Raw genomic sequence first — 20,402 nt, forward strand, 5'->3', positions numbered from 1 at the left:
GCTAGGGCATCACCATGCCCTGTGGCTTCTGGGCCAGCCGTGGGCGGGTGGGCACGGCGTCGCGCAGCCAAGCGGCAGCCGGCCACTGCAAACGGCGCATCTCGTCGGCTGCAATCGCTGCCAGCTCGCTTGCACCCAGCTCGTTGAAATGCGTGTTGTCGCGTCGGCCTTCGGGATACAGCGTATTGGTGCCGGGGCTGATCCAGACAAAACGCTGGATCGATTCTTCGGCACCCAGCGACACCAGCCACAGATAACTCAAACGATGCAGATCGAGCAGCGGCACATCGAGCGCGCGCGCGACTTCACGCACCACGGCCGGGTAAGCGCCATGACCATCGTGCAGCTGGCCGTCGTCGTCGAACTGGCGGCGCATGATCGGCGTGGCCAGCAACGGCGTGGCACCGCGCTCGCGCACATCAAAGACGAAGCGGCGCAGATTGTCGCGGTAGCTGGTGCGCGCGTCGGCATAGCGTGTCGGGTCGTCGATCTTGGCGTCGTTATGGCCGAACTGGATCAGCACGTAATCGCCCGATGCCAGCTGTGTGAGCACATGCTGCCAGCGGCCCTGATCGCGGAAGCTCTTGGTGCTGCGGCCGTTGGCGGCATGGTTCAGTAGCTGGGCCGGATTGCGCATCAGCGGCCGGAATAGCTGGCCCCAGCCACGTTCAGGGTTATGGGGATTGGGGGCCTTGTCGGCCATGGTGGAGTCGCCCACCAGATGGAGTGTGGGGTGCATGGTCGCGAACTGTAGTGGGAACGGTGAGGGTATGACGGGTGGTGCCGGTGCGGGGTCGGCACTCGCCGCCATCAGCATGGGGCTGATGCAGGCGCTTAGCAGGGCTTGCAGGTGCAGGCGGCGGCGCGGGTCGTGTCGCATGGCTGGTTCAAGGGCCGGCATGAACTCGCTCCTGGTGGGGCGTTCCGGGATAAAAAAACCGGTGCGCGTGAACGCACCGGGTAAGGGTTCTACATCCGCAGCAGAACCTCAGGTTCAGAACTTGTAGCGCAGGCCAGCCAGGAACTCGCGACCGGTGACGTGGTAGACCACCACGCTGTCGCGGGCACGGCTGATGAACTGGTCGTTGGCCTCGTTGGTCAGGTTCACGCCTTCGAGGGTGACTTCGAGCTGGTCGTTGATCTTGTAGCTGACCGATGCATCCACGTTCACCGAGCTGTTCTTGCCTTCCACATCGTTGTTGTTCTGGCCCGGTACGCGGGTCAGGAAGCCCATGCGGTAAGCACCCGAAACCCGTGCGCTGAGCTTGCCGTCGTCGTAGTACAGCGTGGCGTTCCACGACTTGGGCGACAGGTTCAGCAAGTCGTCCGTGATCGTCGTCGTGCTGGTCGGCGTGATCTGGTAGGCGATCTTGGATTTCACCTGCGTGTAGTTCAGCAGGGTGCCCATGTTCTTGAGCTTGCCCGGCAGGAAGGTGAATGGTTGCTGGTAGTTGATTTCGAAGCCGTTGAGCTTGCCGCCCTCGGTGTTGATCGGTGCCTGCACCTGGAACTGTTCGTCACCCGTGAAGTTCGATGGCAGCAAGGACAGCGGCAGGCCGGTTTCCTTGAACGACATGGTGTTGCGCAGTGTCTGGATGTAGGTGTTGATGTTCTTGTGGAACAGACCCACGCCCAGGAAGGCATTGCGATCGAAATACCATTCGAGGCTGGTGTCCAGCGTCTTGGCGCGGAACGGCTTGAGCAGCGGGTTACCGGCGGTGACCGACAGCGTGCCCGTGGTGCTGATCGTGCCACCGGGGTTCAGGTTACCCAGCTGCGGGCGTGCCATCACCTTGGCGGCGGCCAAGCGCAGTACCAGCTTGTCGCTCAGGTCAGCCGACAGGTTGAACGAGGGCAGGGTGTCGGTGTACTCGTTTTCTACCGTCACGGCCGTGCCGCCGCCGGTGGCAAGATAACCCGTCGCCTTCTGCTCGGTCTTCACGTAACGCACACCGGCGTTGCCCTTGACCGGGTAGTTGCCTAGCATGGTCTCGAATTCACCCATGACGTAGGCGCTGCTGTCGGTTTCGGTCACGGCGCGGTTGTTGCCGCGGGCGTTGCCGTTGGTGGTGGACGAGAGGCTGAAATCGCCGGGGCCGCCGGCAGGCCCGCTCTTCACGCAGTTACAGTAGATATCGTAAGCCGCGGCAATCGCCTTCAGGTCGGGAATCACCCAGGCGGTGGGCGTGCCACCAGGCAGGTTCAGGCCCTTGCCAAAGCCGGTGATCATGGTCGTGAGGCCTGCCACCGTGGTGCCGGCAGGCGGGGCGAAGATCGTGTCGTTCTGGTTCACCCGGCGGAACTCGTAGGTGTCGAACTCGAACTTCTTGAAGTCCACGCCACCCTTGATGGCCAGCTCGCCGGGGCGCACATCCCAGTCCAGATCAGCATGGAACAAGCTGTTACGGTTATTCGCACCTTGAGGGCGGATGCGGATTTCGCTGGCAGTCGTGTTGGTGATCGTGGTCGGCTGGGTGCCCGTTGCGACCTGTGGAATCGTCACCAGGCCAAGGCTGCCACCGGCTTGCGTCACATCGAAGGGGTAGCTGATGGCTGGCAGGCGATCATCGCCACGGAAGTCGATGCTGTAGCCGTTGACGTTGAGCGCATCGAGCGTGGTCGTGGTCTGCACCGGGTTGCGGAACTTGGAATCGGCGCGGCCGATGCGGGCGTTCAGGCGCAGGTTGTCGGTGAGCTTCTGCTCCAGCGACAGCGTGGGCTGGGTGAAGGTGGTCGACAGCTCGTCGTAACGCGATTCGGAACGGATATCGACACCGTTGTACTTGCCGTACAGCAGGTTGCCATTGGGGCCGTATTCGGTGGCCACCACGCTGGTCTGCGGCTTGCCGCCCTGGGTGGCAGTGCGGCTGAACGAGATCGCTTGCAGGAAATCTTCCTGACGCGTGGCATCGAGCTTGGCGTACAGCACATCAAAGTTCAGCAAGGTGCCATCGCGCGGCTTGAACTGCATCGAGCCGGTCACGCCCAGGCGTTGCTGATCATGCGTGAGGCGGCCGTAGCGTGGCAGGCGCGGGTGGAAGTTATTGGCGCTGCTGGCCAGGTTGTAGGCATCGGTTGCGGCGCTGGAAGCGGGCAGACGTGCTACGCCTTGGGCAGCCGGGCCGCAGGTAGTAGCCGTGGAGTTGGTCGGGTTGGCTGGGGTCACACCCACCGGCGCACACCAGCCGCCGGAGCTGGCACCGTTGTCCCAGCGTACGGTGCTGAAACCCTCTTCATACAGATTGCGTTCCGAGTACGCGGCCGACAGCAGCACGCCGAAGGTGCGGTTCTCGTTGACGTTGGCAAACAGGAACGCTGCGCGCGGATCGGTCTTGCCGACCAGATCGTTGTAGCGTGCCTTGACCGACCCCGAAGCAGTGATGCCCTTCTTCAGATCGAACGGACGCATGGTCTGCAGATCGACGGTGGCACCGAGCGAGCCTTCTTCCACATCGGCGGAGGCGCTCTTGCGCACGGTGAGGCTGCTGAACAGTTCTGACGCGAACACGTTGAAATCAAAACCCCGCGAGCGGTTGGCACCGCCGGAGCTATCGGTGCCGCCAGTGGTGGCCAGGGCTTCGATACCGTTGATGCGTACACGCGCGAAGTCGGCACCCAGGCCGCGCACGGTGATGTTGCGGCCTTCACCAGCATCGCGGTCGATCACCACGCCGGGGACGCGTTGCAGTGATTCGGCCAGGTTGGTGTCAGGGAACTTGGCAATGTCTTCGGCCTTGACCACATCGACGATGCCTTTTTCATTGCGCTTGGCCTTGAGGGCGCTTTGCAGCGAGGCGCGCAGACCGGTGACGACGATGCCTTCTTCGGCGGGCTTGGCGGCATCAGCGGCATGGGCAGAGCCCAGCGACACGGCAGTCATCGATACCGCACCCATCAGGGCAAGAACCAACGGCTTGGCACGATGCGGGGGGTAAGGCTTGGTCATTGTGTTGTCTCCAGTTCTATTTATGAAACACCCACCGGGCTGCGTTTGCGGCCGCAGTGACCGGACGGGATGCCGGGGGGCGGGGGAAGCCCGAGCCGGCAGGCTGGGTGAACGCGCGGAGGGCGCCACAAGATCGCCGGGCGATGGCTGCAGTGCCAACCCCCGAGTTTGGATTCGTTTACAGATAGTCGTCGCGGCGCGGCGAGAACTGATCCAGCAGCATGCTGTTCGCTTCGAGTGCCACCACGCCATGCGTATGCAGGCGCGGTGCGACAAAGGCATCGCCCTGACGGCAGATGCGCTTGTGGCCATCGACTTCCACTTCGAACGAGCCGGCAATCACATAGGCAATCTGATCGTGCGCATCGTGCGCATGCGGGGTGCCGATGGCGCCGTGATCAAAGTGCACCAGCACCGACATCAGCTCGGGGGTGTGGCCGACGATCTTGCGGCGGATGCCGTCGCCCAGTTCAGTCCAGGGCGTATTGCTGTTCTCAAAGAAGAAGTTCATCGCGGTTCTCTTGTTCGGGGTGTCCGGCGCTTTGCTGGTGCGCTGGAGCTTTTACGTAATTTTTTCGAAGTATACTCAAGAAAATTTTGAAACGGTGGTTCACAATAAATTTTTTTGCTAGTATGGCAAAAATGTTGAAACGTTGGTTCAATGTTTGAAACGACGTGAGTCCCCCGAATACGATGTGCAGATTGCCGCGCCGTGCATCGCCGCGATGATCTGTACCCAAACCTGAATACCGGCCGTCCGGCCAAGGAGAACAAGATGGAAATCCGCCAACCCATCCATAGCCAACACGCCCGCACGCTGGATACCGAAGGCCTGCGCGAGCAGTTTCTGGTGGAAGGCCTGTTCAAGCCCGACGAAGCCACGCTGACCTACAGCCAGATCGACCGCATCATCGTTGGCGGCATCATGCCGGTGAGCAAGGCGGTGACTTTCTCGGCCGAGCTGGGCAAGCACACCGGCACCGATTTCTTCCTGCAACGCCGCGAACTGGGCCTGATCAATATCGGTGGTGCTGCACGCGTCACGGTGGATAGCAAGGTATTCGAGATCGGCGCGCGTGAGGCGCTGTATGTGGGCCAGGGTGCCAAGGAGCTGGCTTTCGAGTCGGTGGATGGTGCTACGCCCGCAAAGCTGTATTTCAACTGTGCGCCCGCGCATGTGGCGTATCCGCACCGCAAGGTCACGCTGGCCGAAGCCTCGCCCGAAACGCTGGGCGCGCCCGAGACCAGTAACCGCCGCACGATCTACAAGTTCCTCGTCCCCGATGTGCTGCAGACCTGCCAGTTGCTGATGGGGATGACGCAGCTGGAGCCGGGCAGCCTGTGGAACACCATGCCCTGCCACACGCACGATCGCCGCATGGAAGTGTATTTCTACTTCGACATGAACCCGGATGCCGTGGTCTTCCACATGCTCGGCGAACCCACGCAGACGCGTCACCTGGTCGTGCGCAATGAAGAGGCTGTGATCAGCCCGAGCTGGTCCATCCACTCCGGCGTCGGTACGCAGGCTTACACCTTCATCTGGGGCATGGTTGGCGAGAACCAGGTGTTCAAGGATATGGACCACGTGCCGATGCGCACGCTGCGCTGATCCGCAGGCACACCGTATTCATACCGTCAGCGGGGCCTCACGCCCCGCTGCGGTCACCGTACCAAAGCCCGACCCGCGCGCGCCCTGACGGCGCAGGGGGAAGGAAGCACATGCTGCTCAACCCAAGCGGAGCAATAACAAGATGATTCTCGATACCTTCCAACTGGATGGCCGCGTTGCCATCGTAACGGGCTGTGATACCGGCCTGGGTCAAGGCATGGCGCGCGCACTGGCGCAGGCGGGTGCCGATATCGTGGGTGTGAACGTCAGCGACCCCAAGGAAACGCGCGAACAGATCGAAGCGCTGGGCCGCAAGTTTCTGGATCTGCGCGCCAATCTGTCGGACATCAGCTGCATTGAAGGCTTGGTCAAAGAAGCGCTGGCCGTGTATGGCCGCGTCGATATCCTCGTCAACAACGCTGGCATCATCCGCCGCGAAGACGCGATCAAGTTCAGCGAAAAGGATTGGGACGATGTGATCGACCTGAACCTGAAGTCGACCTTCTTTTTCTCGCAAGCCGTGGCGCGCCAGTACATTGCGCAAGGCACGGGCGGCAAGATCATCAATATCGCCTCGATGCTGTCATACCAGGGCGGTGTACGTGTGCCTTCGTACACGGCATCGAAGAGCGGCGTGATGGGTATCACCCGCCTGATGGCCAACGAATGGGCCGCCCACGGCATCAATGTGAACGCCATCGCCCCCGGCTATATGGCCACCAACAACACCGCAGCATTGCGCGCCGATGAGCAGCGCAATGCCAGTATTCTGGAGCGCATCCCGGCCGGTCGCTGGGGTATCCCGGACGATCTGGCCGGCCCGGTGGTGTTCCTGGCTTCGCCGGCGTCGAGTTATATCAATGGCTATACGGTGGCGGTGGATGGTGGTTGGTTGGCGCGTTGATTGGTCAACGCGTAGCTGTTTAGCTTTGGAACCCTCTCCCTCTGGGATAAGCAGCGACTTGGCCATTGTTGTTTGATGGCCTAGCTCGATGCTTAGGAGATTCATCAGAGGGCAGGGTGAGGGAGCAACGGTTGATCAACCGTTGGCACCATGAACAAGCGCCGCTCCCTCACCCCAACCCCTCTCCCGCGAGGAGAGGGGCTAGAAGCCACCACGCTGCGCAGGGTGCAATAAGCGCAGCGCATTGCACCGCCCAAGCCTTGGTGCAATGCGGCCTCCGGCCTTATTGCACCCTACGCGGTAATCTTCCCGACCATGCCTGTAAAACCATAAAAAGCAGGGGACAGCATGTACGAAAACAAGCGACTGGGATTCCTGTTCGCGCTGCCGTTCATCCTTGGGGTGCTGCTGTTCAAGCTCTTCCCCTTCGTGATGAGCTTTGCGCTGAGCTTTACCCAGTATGACCTGATCGATCCACCCGTCTTCAACGGGCTGGACAACTATCGCGAGCTGGCGCTGCACGATCCGCTGTTCCGCCAATCGCTGGGCGTGACGCTGATGTTCGCGCTGATCGCCGTGCCCATGCGCGTGGGTTTTGCGCTGTTCATTGCGCATGTGCTCAATTACAAGCTGCGCGGCATCAATTTCTTCCGGGCGGCTTTCTATCTGCCGTCCATTCTGGGCGGCTCGATTGCGGTAGCCGTTTTGTGGCGCTTCATCTTCGCCAAGAACGGTCTGGTCAACCTGATCCTCGCGCAGTTCGGCATGGAGCCGATTCCCTGGCTGGCCGATGAGCATTACTCGATCTGGACCATCATCCTGCTGTTCACCTGGCAGTTCGGCTCGGCCATGGTGATCTTCCTCGCTGCCCTGCAGAACGTGCCGGTATCGCTGTACGAAGCGGCCGAGTGCGATGGGGCTTCCAAGACCCAGCAGTTCTTCCGCATCACGGTGCCGCTGATCACGCCGGTGATCTTCTTCAACGTAATCATGCAGTTGGTCCATGCGTTCCAGGAATTCAACGGCCCGTACATGATCACCGAAGGCGGCCCGCTGCATTCGACCTATGTGCTGGCGCTGTACATCTATGACCAGAGCTTCCGCTACTTCAACCTTGGCTACGGTGCCGCACTGTCTTGGGTGCTGTTTGCCCTGGTGGGCCTGCTGACGGCGATCTCGTTCTGGAGTTCGAAGTACTGGGTGTTCTACTCGGGCGAGAAGGAGACGCGCAAATGAGCGTCACCAAAGAACAACGTCAGCAATGGCTGCGCTATCTGGCGCTGGGCCTCGTCGCGCTGGTCATGCTCTACCCGCTGGTCTGGCTGGTGGGCGCCACCTTCAAGACCAATAGCGAGATCTATACCGAGCTGGGCTTCTGGCCATCGCGCTTTGATTTTGGCGCCTATGCCAAGGGTTGGAAGACGAGTACCGAGTACACGTTTGCGACGTACTTCCTCAATTCCTTCCTGATCACGTTGCCGCGCATGCTGGTCACGGTGGTGTCGTGCGTGATCGTGGCCTACGCGTTTGCGCGCTTCGAGTTCTGGGGCAAGAAGCTGCTGTTCAGCATCATGATCGGCACGATGATGCTGCCGCTGATCGTGCTGCGCCTGCCGCAGTACCTGATGTTCCGCGAGTTCGACATGCTCGACAGCTATCTGCCGCTGATCCTGCCGTCTGCGTTTGCCACCGATACTTTCTTCGTCTTCATGCTCGTGCAGTTCCTGCGTGGCATCCCGCGCGATATGGAGGAGGCGGCGCAGATTGATGGCTGCAACGCGCTGCAACTGCTGTGGCACATCATCGTCCCGCTGCTCAAGCCCGCGATCATCTCGGTGCTGGTGTTCCAGTTCATCTGGACCATGAACGACTTCATGGGCCCGCTGATCTACCTGGCCTCGGTCGAGAAATACCCGGTATCGCTGGCTTTGAAGATGAGCATCACCGCGACTGAACAGGTCGAGTGGGCCAATGTGATCGCGATCTCGGTGGTGGCGTTGATTCCTTCGGTGGCGGTGTTCTTTGCAGCGCAGCGCTACTTCATTGAGGGTGCGGCGGGCAGTGGCGTGAAGGGTTAGACGGTTTTGATTTGGAACCCTCCCCCGCTGGGGGAGGGCAGGGTGAGGGAGCGCCGGTGGAGCAACCCTTGGCGCTATGAATGAGCGCCGCTCCCTCACCCCAACCCCTCTCCCGGTGGGGGAGGGGCTAAGTACCCAAGCATCAAGCACAAGAATACGGAGACAGTCGTGGCGCAAGTCAGCCTCAAGCAAGTCGAGAAGGTTTACCCTAACGGGTTCAAGGCCGTGCATGGTGTCGATCTCGATATCCATGATGGCGAGTTCATGGTGTTCGTCGGCCCCTCGGGCTGCGCCAAATCCACGCTCCTGCGCATGGTGGCCGGTCTCGAATCGATCACTGGCGGCGAGCTGCGCATCGGTGATCGTGTGGTCAATGGCCTGCCGCCCAAGGATCGCGGTATTGCCATGGTGTTCCAGAACTATGCGCTGTATCCGCATATGAAGGTATTCGACAACCTCGCCTTCGGCCTCAAGCTGGCCGGCACGTCCAAGGACGAAGTCGCCCAGCGTGTGCAGGAAGCGGCGCGTCTGCTGGAGATGGAACACCTGCTCGATCGCTACCCCAAGCAGCTCTCGGGTGGCCAGGCGCAGCGGGTGGCGGTGGGCCGTGCCATCGTCAAGAAGCCCGAGGTCTTCCTGTTCGACGAGCCGCTATCCAATCTGGACGCCAAGCTGCGCGCCGCCATGCGCGTACGCCTGACCGAGCTGCACCGCACGCTGCGCGAATCGGGCCGCCCGGCCACGGTGATCTACGTGACCCACGATCAGGTCGAAGCCATGACCATGGGCCAGCGCATCTGCGTGCTCAAGGATGGCGTGATCCAGCAGGTCGATACCCCCACCGCGCTCTACGACCGCCCGGCCAATGCCTTTGTGGCCAGCTTTATCGGCTCGCCCGAAATGAACATCCACCCCGCCGTGCTCGACGGAGACAAGATCGTGATCGGCGGCGTGCAATTGCCGCTGCCGGCCGACAAGGCGGCCAAGCTCGGCGGCCGCCGTGGCCCGGTGCGCTTCGGCCTGCGCCCGGAACACATCTCGGCGCAGCCACGCCAGCAGGGCGATACCTTCGAGGTGCAGACCCAGTACCGCTTCATGGAGCATATGGGCAGCGAGGTGTTCGTTCACTTCGACCTCGGCGGCCTGCCGCTAAGCGCACGCGTCCCGGCCGATCAGCTCAACGGGCTGGCCAGTCTGGATCGCGGCGACGCGCATACCTTCCACTTGCAGCTGGCATGTTGCCATCTGTTCGATGCCGAAACCGGCGCCAACCTGCTGGTGTGAGATGAATATCGATTCCTGGTTCTCCCGCCTGCTGGGCTACCCGCGCCTGTTTCTGACGCTGGTCATGGCCGTGGTACTGACCGGCTCCGTGCTGACTTGGTCGCTGCCGCGCACGGGTGGCGACGACAACATCACCGTGCTGCGCTTTGCCTGGTGGGGCGGTGCAGCGCGCCATCAAGCCACGCTCAAGGCGATTGCCTTGTTTGAAGAGCGCAATCCCGGCGTCAAGGTCAAGGCCGAGTACATGGGCTTTACCGGTTATCTGGAGCGCACCACCACCCAGATCGCTGGCCGCGCCGAACCCGACCTCATGCAGATCAACTGGGCCTGGATGGCCATGTTCTCCAAGCGCGGCACCGGCTTTGCCAACCTGGACGACTACGCACACCTGATCAAGCTCAAGCAGTTCGACCCGGCCGATGTGGACATGGGCCGCGTCAACGGCAAGCTCAACGCGCTGACCGCCTCGTACACCGCGCGGGTGATGCTGTGGAACGAGTCGGCTTACAAGCGTCTTGGCCTGCCCTTGCCCAAGACCTGGGACGAGCTGTTCGCCACCGGCGAGGCCTTCCGCAAGCTCAAGGGTGAGAACGCCTATCCGCTTGATGGCGAGCTGTACGACATGATCCTGCTGTCGCAAGCCTATGTGCACCAGAAGTACGGCACGCCCTATATCGATCCAGCGCAGCCGCGCGTGGCGATGAGCGAGGCGGCTGCGCTGGAATGGGTGCGTACGTACAAGCGCCTGATTGGCGAACACGTGGCCACGCCCTTGCCCTTGCGTGCCAGCCTCGGCGGTGCCGAAAAGCCGACCGAGCAGCAGCCCGACTGGGTAGTGGGCAACTGGGCCGGCAACTACACCTGGGATTCGCTGATCGGCCTGCGCGAAAGCACGCTGGATAAAGACCAGAAGCTGGTGCTCGGTGATTTTCCGACCCTGCCCGGTGCTGTCACCAGCGGCATGTTCGGTCGGCCGACCATCATGTATGCCGTCAGCCGCCACAGCAAGCACCCCGAGATGGCCGTGCGCCTGATGGACTTCCTGCTCACCGACCCGGAAGCCGGCCGGATCATGGGCAAGACCCGCGGCATTCCCGCCGTTGCCAGCCAGCGTGCGGTGCTGGAGGCCGACAAGGTGCTGCCCGAGCTGGAGTTGCGTGCCAACGCGCAGATCCGCGCCCAACGCCAGGCCGGCCGAGTGCCCATGCCCTCGCCGCTATTCGAGCATGCGCGCATGCAGAAATTCATGCGCGAAGTGTTCGAGACCGTGGCCTATGGCAAAGCCAGCGACGAAGAAGCCGCCAAGCGGCTGGTCGATGACGGCAATGCGCTGCTGCACCGTATCAAGTAATCACCCGGAAACCATCATGAGCAAAGCCACCGTCCGCCAGTTCCAGTTCGCTGTCAGCCACGATCCTGACACCGGCGCCAAAGTCACCCGGCTGACGCCGCGCGATGTGACCTGCCATCGCACCTATTTCTATCAGAAGTGCTTCAGCAACGACGGCAGCAAGCTGCTGTTCGCCGGCGAGTTCGGCCCCGAAGCCAGCCCCAACTGGAACTACCACTGGCTCGATCTGGAAACCCAGACCGCTACCCAGCTGACCGATCAGGCGCGCGAGAACAGCTTTGGCGGTTTTCTGAGCCCCGACGATGCCTACCTGTACTTTGTGCGGGGTGATCGCCGGCTGATCCGCTTGGCGCTCGGCGATCTGAGCGAAGAGGTCGTCTACACCGTGCCCGACGAATGGGTCGGCTACGGCACCTGGGTGGCCAACAGCGCCTGCACCAAGATGGTCGGCATCGAAATCCACCGCGACGACTGGTTCCCGCTCAGCGACTGGCGCAAGTTCGCCGAGATGTATCACCGCAAGCCGCTGTGCCGCTTGATCCGAATCGATCTGCAAACCGGCGCACGCGATGTGATCCTGGAGCAGCGCGGCTGGCTGGGGCATCCACAGTACCGCCCGTTCGACGACAACACCGTCGCCTACTGCCTCGAAGGCCCGCACGATCTGGTCGATGCGCGCATGTGGTTCATCGACGAAGACGGCCGCAACCGCCGCTGCGGCAAGGAGCACGCGCAGGGCGAGAGCTGCACCCACGAGTTCTGGGTGCCCGATGGCTCGAAGATGATCTACGTGTCCTACCTGAAGGGCGAAACCGAGCGCTGGATACGCGCGCTCGACCCGGTCACCCTGCAAGACGCGCCACTGATGCAGATGCCGCCGTGCTCGCACCTGATGAGTAACCACGACGGCAGTCTGCTGATCGGCGACGGCTGCGGCTCGCCGGCCGATGTGGCCGATGCCTCGGGCCACGAGATCGAGACCGACCCTTACTTGTATGTGTTCGACGTGAAAGCCGGCACCGCCAGCAAGCTCGCGCGTCACGACAGCAGCTGGGGCGTGTACAAGGGTAGCCGCCAGGTCACTCACCCGCACCCTTCGTTCACCCCCGATGATCGCCAAGTGCTGTTCAGCGCCGATGGCGACGGCGAGCCGGGGCTGTATCTGGTGGATAGACCGGCATGAACAGCCTGCGCGCGATGAGCCTGGCCTTGCTGGCCACGCTGGTGACTGCCGCCGAGCCTGTGGTCTTGCCTCAGCTTGATGTAGCCAGTGCTGCCCGCCATCGCGTCGCCGACTATCTGGCCCAGGGCGGCCAGCCCTGGCAGCCCGAAGCGCTGGCCGATACTCGTGCGTGGCAAGCCGATTTCATCGTCGCCGCCGACGGTAGCGGTACGCACCGCACGCTGGCCGCCGCGATTGCCGCGCTGCCGGCCAAGGGCAGCACGACCAAGCGCAGCTATATCCAGCTCAAAGCGGGCAACTACCGCGAGCTGCTGTGCCTGAAAGACAAGGCACCGGTGACGTTATATGGCGATCCGGCGGATGCCGCTGCGGTGACCATCGTTGAAGGCCGCTACAACGCGCTGGCCAAGCAGACTGGAGAACCCGCCAACCCGTGCCTGCCCGATCTGCCGGCGACGATCTGGGGCACGGCTGGCAGCGCCAGCTTTGCGGTGTTTTCCGATGACGTGCAGCTCGCCCACCTGACGATTACCAACGATGCAATGGATGCCGTGCGCAACGGCGAAGGTTACCCCGCCGGCGTGGGCGAATCGGGCGGCGCGCAAGCCGTGGCGCTGATGACCGAAGGTGACCGCATCCAACTCGATAACGTACGTCTCTTGGGCCATCAGGACACCTTGTATGTGCGCCATCCCAAGAGTGCCCCGGCAGGCCGCGTGCATGTGCGCAACAGCCTGATCGCCGGCGATGTGGACTTCATCTTTGGTGACGCCACGCTGGTCATCGAACAATCGCAGATCGTCAGCCGCGGCGGCCGCCGCAAGCCCGGCCACGGGGGGCATGTTTTTGCACCGAGCACCGCACCTGATCGCTCACTGGGCATGCTGGTCAGCCAGACGCGATTCTTTGCCGAACCGGGCGTGACGGTGGGTAGCATTTCACTGGGCCGTGCCTGGGATCATGGTGTGGCCAAGGGCGCGTGGCAGGCGGGTGTGTCGCCCAATGGTCAGGTGCTGGTGCGCGATAGCGTGCTGGGCCCACACATCGGTGGTTGGGGTACGTCCACATCGCGCCGGCCGTTCAGCGCCGAGGGGCCGCAAGCCAACCGCTTTGCTGAATACGCCAATGTGCGCTTGCCTGCGCTGGTACCCGCCGGCCAGCGCGATCTCGCCCGCGAAGTACTGGGTCTGCGTGATGGTTGGGCTGCGGCCGATGGCGGCATGCGTGGCGGTGCCGATGCACTGCCCGCCGATGTGCACGATGTCCGCACGCGCACCGAGCTGCTGGCAGCGCTGGCGCCACATCCGCGCCCGCGCATCGTGCGCGTGCATGGTCTGATCAACCTGAGCGCGGACGACAGCGGCCGCGTGCTGAGCGCCGCCGATTTCCGTGACCCCGACTACGACGAAACCGCGTTCGACCGCGCCTACGCCCCCGGCGTGTGGGGCGTCAACAAACCCGCCGGTCCATTGGAAGAGGCACGCAAACGCTCGGCCAAGCGCCAGTCCGATTTCGTCACCGTGCGCATTCCCTCGAACACCACGCTGATCGGCGTGGGCAAGGATGCCGGCCTCACGCGCGGCATGGTGCTGGTGCAGAAGGTCGATAACGTCATCCTCCGCAATCTGGCCATCAGCGACGCGTTTGATCACTTTCCTGCCTGGGACCCGGCCGATGGCATCGGCGAATGGAATTCGGAATACGACAGCGTGTCGGTGCGCACCTCGCGCCATGTGTGGATCGACCACTGCACGCTATCGAGCGCGCCCGGCGATGCGCCGCTACGGCCACTGCGCCTGGGTCGGCCCATGCAGCATTACGACGGTCTGCTCGATGTGATCCAGCAATCGAATCATGTGACGATCTCGTGGAACCACTTCCGCAACCACGAGAAGACCTCGCTGGTGGGCAGCAGCGACAAGCAGGAACTCGATCGCGGGCTGCTCAAGGTCAGTTATCACCACAACCGCTGGGACAACGTGAAGGAACGTGCCCCACGCGTACGTTATGGCGCGGTGCACCTGTACAACAATCTTTACGAACCGCGTGATAACGGGCCCTATGCTTGGCACTACTCGATCGGTGTGGGCCGTGAGGCGCAGATCATCAGCGAGCGCAATATTTGGGAGACGCACGCTGGCGCCTCGGCGAGCCGTGTGTGGAAGCTGCTCGGAGATGGCGCACTGGGGGACAGGGAGTCGTTGTTCAACGGCAAGCCGCTGGCGCCGGGTCTGGTCGCTCGGCCATTGCACGCGGTGATGTCGGCGCCGCCTTGGGGGCAGGGGCTGGATGCCGCGCCGGATGTGGCCAAGTTGGTTCGCGCCGGCGCGGGAGCAGGACTGCTTGAGTGATCGGTCGCGCCGGCCGATAATAATTAATGAAACAGCAGACCAAAGAAAATAGAACACGCCATGCTTGATGATATCGACAGCAAACAACCCGAATCGGTCGCCGCCGTACTCAAAGTGTTTGCGATTCTGCAGGCCTTGTCCGAACGCAATGAATCGGGCCTGTCCGACCTCTCGGTGCGTCTGGCCATGCCCAAGGCCACGTTGTACCGGTTTTTGCAGACCATGAAGACGCTGGGTTATGTGCGCCAGGAGCCCGATACCGAACGCTATGGCCTGACCATGCGCATGTTCGAGCTGGGCGCCAAGGCGCTGCAATATCCCGATATCGTCGAAATTGCCAAACCACACATGCAGCGGCTGTCCGATGCCACCGGCGAGACGGTGCATCTGGGCATGCTGATCGATAGCGAGATCATCTACATCCACAAGGTGGATTCGCACCACACGCTGGGCATGTATTCACGCGTGGGTCGGCGCGCGCCGATCCATTGCACCGGCATCGGCAAGGTGCTGATGGCCTGGGAAAGCGCGGCCCATCGTGATCGAGTGCTGGCAGGCTGCGATTTCAAGCGCTTCCGAGACAAGACCATCACCACGCGTGCCGACTTTGATGCCGAACTTGAGCGCACCCTGGCCCAGGGTTTCGGTCAGGACAGGGAAGAGTTCGACGACCATATCCGCTGTGCAGCCATGCCAATTTTCGGCATGCAGAATCAAGTCGTGGCCGGCATGAGTGTGTCATTCCCGACCTTCCGCTACGACGAAGCACGTGAACCTGAACTGGTGGCCATGCTGCGCGACGCCAGCCGCGATATTTCTCGCCAGCTCGGCTGCACCGAATTTCCGCTCGATCCGCCGGAGGTCCGGCGCCGTTGAGAGCGGGTACGGCACGCTGAATCGCGATCGATGAGAATATATATAAAAGGGCTGCACATCAGTGCGGCCTTTTTTTTGTCCCGGCGCTGTCCGATAACTTAGATGAAACAAACACAAACACTGACCGGGCTCAGCCCGGCAAGGCTCCCTTGTGGGCCATCATGCAATTCAAAGGACTAGCGGATATGAATACCCTGTTTGCAAACTGGCAGCTCCGGACCAAGGTGCTGGTGGCCTCCGCCGTGGCGATTGCCATTGGCTTTGGCGTGATGATCTGGGTGATCGCGGCGGGCGTTTACAAAGACGCCGAAGCGGTTGGCCTGGCAAGGGCGGACGAGCAGGCTGACGCCTATGCGCGTCAGGTCAGCGATCAGTTCGCGGTGGGCTATGCTTTGCCACGCCATCTGGCCGAGGCGGTACAGGGTATGCAGGGGGCCGGGCAAGTGCCGGAGCGGCAAGTGCTCGACAAGATGATCGTCAAGCTACTCGGCGGTTTTCCCGACGCCTCGGGATTGTGGATGATATGGGAGCCCGATGCGCTGGATGGCAAGGATGCCGACTATGCCAGCCAGTTCCCTCAGTATGACCCGACCGGCCGTTACATGCCTTATGTCACCCAGTCCGAGGGCAAGATCGCCATCGACAAGATGCTGGATGATGCCAACCTGAAAAAGGCGATGGAGTTCAAGGACAACCCGGCGGGCTATAAGCCGCCTTACGAGGAACCGGGCTGGGGCGACTTCTACTACACCCCCAAGCAGCGCGGCCGCGATACCGTGACCGAGCCCTATCCCTACGAGGTACAGGGCAAGCCGGTGCTGATGTCCTCGCTGGCCGTGGCGATGAAGGATGCCAATGGCAAGTTTGCCGGGATATCCGCGGTGGATCTGCCCCTGGGAAACCTGCAAAGCACCTTCAGCAAGTACAAGCCTTTCGGTGTGGGCTACCTGACCTTGGTGTCCAACGGTGGTCTCTATGTCGTGAATCGGGATGACAAGTTGCTCGGCAAGCCTATCGAGAAGTCGGGCTACCCGGCCGATTTCATGCAGCAGATCCAGGCGGGCAAGGAAGTCCAGTTCGAGCGCAATGGCGAACTCCACGTCTGGCGCCCGATCGTGATGGGGAACAGTGGCCAGAACTGGGGTCTGGGTGTGTCCATTCCAAAGGCCACCATTGTGGCCGATGCCGTTTCCGCCCGTAATGAAGCCTTGTTTGTGGGCCTGATTGCGGCAGTGCTGATCGTGGTCATGATCGGTGTCCTGCTCACGGTGCTGACCCGCCCGCTGGAACGTTTGGCCAAGGCCATGGAAACACTGGCCACGGGCGAGGGCGATCTGACTCGCCGCCTTGATGTGGTGGCGCGCGACGAGATCGGTCGCACCTCCGAATCCTTCAATCACTTCATGGGCCGCTTGCGCGACATGTTCGTGCAGGTACGTGAACAGAGTCAGTCCGTGGGGCATGCCGCGGCGCGTCTGTCGGCCAGCGCCAATATCGTGGAGCGCTCGTCCAGCGAGCAGGCCGAGGCGGCCACGGCGACGGCGGCCAGCGTGGAGGAAGTCACCGTCAGCATCCAGCACATTGCCGAAACCGCGCGCGATTTTGAAGCCAGTGCCAAACAGACCGGCAAGGCAACGGCCGAGGGTGAGGCGCTGGTGGAAGAGGTGGCGGTAGAGATAGACAAGGTCAACCGCACGGTCGATGCCCTCGCCACCACCATGCAGAACCTCGGTCAGCAATCGACCAAGGTCGATACCATCGTCAATGTCATCAAGGACATTGCCGATCAGACCAACCTGCTTGCACTCAATGCGGCCATCGAGGCGGCGCGGGCAGGCGAGCAGGGCCGCGGCTTTGCTGTGGTGGCGGACGAGGTACGCAAACTGGCGGCACGCACGGCCGATGCCACGGTGGAGATCGGTCGCATCGTGGTCGAGATCCAGCGCGAAATCCACACGGCTGGCGGCAATATGAGTGCCACGCGTGAGCAGATTGCCAGCGGCGTGGAAATCTCCCACAAGGCCAGCAGCGCGATCGGCGCCGTACAGGGGGAAACTGCCCGGCTGGTGGGTGATGTGTCGGTGATCGCCGATTCCACTCGCGAACAGGCTGCTGCGAGTACCGACATTGCCCAGAACGTGGAGCGCATCAGTACGATGGCGCAGACCAACAGCCATGCCGTGGCTGATATGGCCCATTCGGTGGCCGAGCTGGAGGCCTTGTCACGCAGCCTGGGTGAGCTGGTCGGACGCTTCCGCACCTGAGTCAGGCGGGCAGCAAGACAGAATGGACGAAGGGCCGGCAAAACCGGCCCTTCGTTTCTTGCTCCCGCTATAGGCGGGTTGCGCCTGTCGCTGCTGCGGGGTGGCGGGCAATGACGCCGCCTGCCCTATCTATCGGCAAGTCAGCCGGTTTATGCAGTGCTGTGGCGAAAAATCTTTGCAACAATCGGCCCGTACCATCGCGCCACTTTCCTCTGGGCTGCAAAGCCGGGGTGTGGCTCTGGCCCGGTCGAGCCCAAAGTGCCGGGCACCAATCACACGTCGCTGTGGTGCCACAGCGATGCCTGAATCCGGGTGATGTTGTCCTGTGTACCGTGCCTACATGGCGCAAGCCGACTAGCATGAAAGTCGAGCGCAAAAAGGGCAGGGCATGACGGGCAGTCTGGATCACTGGGAAATCGAAGCCATCTGTCGCGGCGAACACGCCGATGCATTTGCCGTGCTGGGCCCGCATCGTGTCGGTGATCAGCTCAGGGTGCGTGCCTGGCTACCCGGCGCGGAATCGCTGGTCGTGTTGACTCGCCAGGGCCACGAACTGGCTACGGCGCAGTGTCTTGATGCCCGGGGCTTCTTTGAGGCCAGCCTGCCCGCTACGTCGCAGATGCCGGTGTATCAGTTGCAGGCGGTCTGGTCGGGCAAGGCATATCGATTGGATGATCCCTATTGCCATGCCCCCTTGCTTACGGATGAGGAGCGCTGGCTGCTCGGTGAAGGCAGTCATCGCCAGCTCTGGCGCACACTGGGTGCCCATTGTCTGACCATTGATGGTGTCGCTGGTGTGCGCTTTGCCGTGTGGGCACCCAATGCCAAGCGTGTGGCCGTGGTGGGCGACTTCAACCACTGGGATGGTCGTCGCCACACCATGCGCCTGCGGCGCGAGTGTGGTGTGTGGGAGCTGTTCCTGCCCGGCGTGGAAGCCGGCGCGCGCTACAAGTACGAGATGCTGGATTGGGACGGTCAGCGTCAGCACAAGGCCGACCCCGTTGCCTTTGCCGCCGAAATGCGACCGGCTACGGCTTCCATTGTCAGCCCGCTACCCTCCCCACCGGCGGGCCCACGTGCCAACAACCAGCGCGATGCGGCGATCAGCATCTACGAGGTCCATCCGGGTTCGTGGCGGCGTCATGCCGATGGGGGCTGGCTTACCTACCGCGAACTGGCAGACCAGCTGATTCCCTATGTGGCGGCGATGGGCTTTACCCATATCGAGCTGCTGCCGGTCACCGAACACCCGTTTGATGGCTCCTGGGGCTACCAGCCCACGGGCCTGTACGCTCCTACTTCAAGGTTTGGCACCCCGGCCGACTTTGCGGACTTTGTGACGGTGGCCCATGCGGCAGGTATCGGCGTGCTGCTCGACTGGGTGCCCGGCCATTTCCCTACCGATGCTCACGGTCTCGCCAGTTTCGATGGCACGCATCTGTACGAGCATGCCGACCCGCGTGAAGGCTTCCACCGCGATTGGCACACGCTGATCTACAACTACGGCCGCCGTGAAGTGGCCAACTACCTGTCGGCCAATGCCTTGTTCTGGCTACAGCAGTATGGGGTGGACGGATTGCGCGTCGATGCCGTGGCCTCGATGCTGTACCGCGACTACAGCCGTCCCGAGGGTGAATGGGTGCCCAATGCCCATGGCGGGCGCGAGAATCTGGAGGCGATTGCTTTCCTGCGCCAGACCAACCACTGGGTCGGAGTGGAAGCGCCCGGCACCGCAACACTGGCGGAGGAATCCACCGCCTTCCCGCAGGTGAGCCGGCCCCCCGAGATGGGCGGCTTGGGTTTCCACTACAAGTGGAACATGGGCTGGATGCACGACACACTCGACTACATCCGCCGCGACCCCGTGCACCGCTGTCATCACCACCACCAGCTGCACTTCGGCCTTAGCTATGCGTTTGGCGAGAACTATGTGCTGCCGCTCTCGCACGATGAAGTCGTCCACGGCAAGGGATCACTGCTGAACAAGATGCCCGGCGACGACTGGCAGCGCTTTGCGAATCTGCGTGCCTACTACGGCTTCATGTGGGCGCATCCGGGCAAGAAGCTGCTGTTCATGGGTGGCGAGTTCGGCCAGTGTGCCGAGTGGAACCACGATGCGAGCCTTGATTGGCAACTGCTCGAACACGAGCGCCACGCCGGCCTGCAACGGCTGGTGGGCGATCTGAACGCGCTGTACCGCAACACGCCGGCCCTGCATCGGCTCGATTGCGAATCGGCCGGGTTTGATTGGGTATGCCACGACGATGCCGACAATTCGGTACTCAGCTTTTTGCGCTACGACGGCCAAGGCGGTTGCGTGCTCGTGGTGTGCAACTTCACCCCGCAGGTCCACAGCGCCTACCGCGTCGGCGTGCCGCTGGCCGGTCGCTGGCGCGAGGTGCTCAATACCGACTCAAGCCGCTATGGCGGCAGCAATGTGGGTCAAACCGAGGCGCAGACCAGCACGGCCGGCTGGCATGGCCGTGCCCAGTCGCTGAGCCTGACGCTTGGGCCGCTGGCAACGCAGTTCTTTGTGCATGAGGGTGGCTAAGC

14 protein-coding genes are annotated in these 20,402 nt (G+C 62.3%); 11 read left to right on the forward strand and 3 right to left on the reverse strand.

Annotated features, from left to right (window positions below):
* Window position 1: 1 nt before the first annotated feature.
* The 3 genes from O9X62_RS10910 to O9X62_RS10920 all read right to left on the reverse strand — a co-directional run bounded on the left by O9X62_RS10910 (window position 2) and on the right by O9X62_RS10920 (window position 4,457).
* Entirely contained in the window at window positions 2-901 is a 900-nt protein-coding gene (locus tag O9X62_RS10910) for a rhamnogalacturonan acetylesterase (RefSeq protein ID WP_269532887.1), read from the reverse strand.
* A 93-nt stretch (window positions 902-994) separates the two neighbouring features.
* Window positions 995-3,946, reverse strand: coding sequence for a TonB-dependent receptor (locus tag O9X62_RS10915; protein WP_269532888.1), 2,952 nt, complete (start codon window positions 3,944-3,946; stop codon window positions 995-997).
* A gap of 178 nt (window positions 3,947-4,124) precedes the next feature.
* Window positions 4,125-4,457 carry a cupin domain-containing protein gene (locus O9X62_RS10920; protein ID WP_269532889.1) on the reverse strand — a complete coding sequence of 111 codons (333 nt, stop codon included), beginning with the start codon at window positions 4,455-4,457 and terminating at the stop codon, window positions 4,125-4,127.
* Window positions 4,458-4,658: 201 nt separating this feature from the next.
* Here O9X62_RS10920 and kduI point away from each other — a divergent pair, with 201 nt between their 5' ends.
* From kduI to glgB, 11 genes are all read left to right on the forward strand, one after another.
* Window positions 4,659-5,558 carry a 5-dehydro-4-deoxy-D-glucuronate isomerase gene (kduI, locus tag O9X62_RS10925; RefSeq protein ID WP_308446463.1) on the forward strand — a complete coding sequence of 300 codons (900 nt, stop codon included), beginning with the start codon at window positions 4,659-4,661 and terminating at the stop codon, window positions 5,556-5,558.
* Between the two features lie 142 nt (window positions 5,559-5,700).
* Complete coding sequence (kduD, locus tag O9X62_RS10930) at window positions 5,701-6,462, forward strand: 2-dehydro-3-deoxy-D-gluconate 5-dehydrogenase KduD (protein ID WP_269532890.1); 762 nt, start codon at window positions 5,701-5,703, stop codon at window positions 6,460-6,462.
* 348 nt (window positions 6,463-6,810) lie between these two features.
* A complete protein-coding gene (locus O9X62_RS10935; RefSeq protein WP_269532891.1) occupies window positions 6,811-7,698 on the forward strand; it encodes a carbohydrate ABC transporter permease in 888 nt (295 codons plus the stop codon).
* Window positions 7,695-8,540, forward strand: coding sequence for a carbohydrate ABC transporter permease (locus O9X62_RS10940; RefSeq protein ID WP_269532892.1), 846 nt, complete (start codon window positions 7,695-7,697; stop codon window positions 8,538-8,540). Before O9X62_RS10935 ends, O9X62_RS10940 begins: the two co-directional genes overlap by 4 nt.
* Before the next feature lie 168 nt (window positions 8,541-8,708).
* On the forward strand, window positions 8,709-9,824 hold the full coding sequence (locus O9X62_RS10945; protein WP_269532893.1) for an ABC transporter ATP-binding protein: 1,116 nt from the start codon (window positions 8,709-8,711) through the stop codon (window positions 9,822-9,824).
* A gap of 1 nt (window position 9,825) precedes the next feature.
* The gene (locus O9X62_RS10950; RefSeq protein ID WP_269532894.1) at window positions 9,826-11,175 is read left to right on the forward strand and encodes an ABC transporter substrate-binding protein; all 1,350 of its coding nucleotides are present in this window, start codon (window positions 9,826-9,828) and stop codon (window positions 11,173-11,175) included.
* A 16-nt stretch (window positions 11,176-11,191) separates the two neighbouring features.
* A complete protein-coding gene (locus O9X62_RS10955; protein ID WP_269532895.1) occupies window positions 11,192-12,358 on the forward strand; it encodes an oligogalacturonate lyase family protein in 1,167 nt (388 codons plus the stop codon).
* Window positions 12,355-14,709: a pectinesterase family protein gene (locus O9X62_RS10960; protein ID WP_269532896.1), complete on the forward strand. Its 2,355-nt coding sequence runs from the start codon at window positions 12,355-12,357 to the stop codon at window positions 14,707-14,709. Before O9X62_RS10955 ends, O9X62_RS10960 begins: the two co-directional genes overlap by 4 nt.
* Before the next feature lie 60 nt (window positions 14,710-14,769).
* Window positions 14,770-15,585, forward strand: a complete 816-nt coding sequence (gene kdgR / locus O9X62_RS10965) for a DNA-binding transcriptional regulator KdgR (RefSeq protein ID WP_269532897.1) — start codon at window positions 14,770-14,772, stop codon at window positions 15,583-15,585.
* Window positions 15,586-15,770: 185 nt separating this feature from the next.
* Window positions 15,771-17,849 carry a methyl-accepting chemotaxis protein gene (locus O9X62_RS10970; protein ID WP_269532898.1) on the forward strand — a complete coding sequence of 693 codons (2,079 nt, stop codon included), beginning with the start codon at window positions 15,771-15,773 and terminating at the stop codon, window positions 17,847-17,849.
* 388 nt (window positions 17,850-18,237) lie between these two features.
* Window positions 18,238-20,400, forward strand: a complete 2,163-nt coding sequence (glgB, locus tag O9X62_RS10975) for a 1,4-alpha-glucan branching protein GlgB (RefSeq protein WP_269532899.1) — start codon at window positions 18,238-18,240, stop codon at window positions 20,398-20,400.
* Window positions 20,401-20,402: the final 2 nt, after the last annotated feature.

Origin of the sequence: Chitinimonas sp. BJYL2 (genome assembly GCF_027257935.1) — a bacterium.
Taxonomy (GTDB): domain Bacteria; phylum Pseudomonadota; class Gammaproteobacteria; order Burkholderiales; family Chitinimonadaceae; genus Chitinimonas.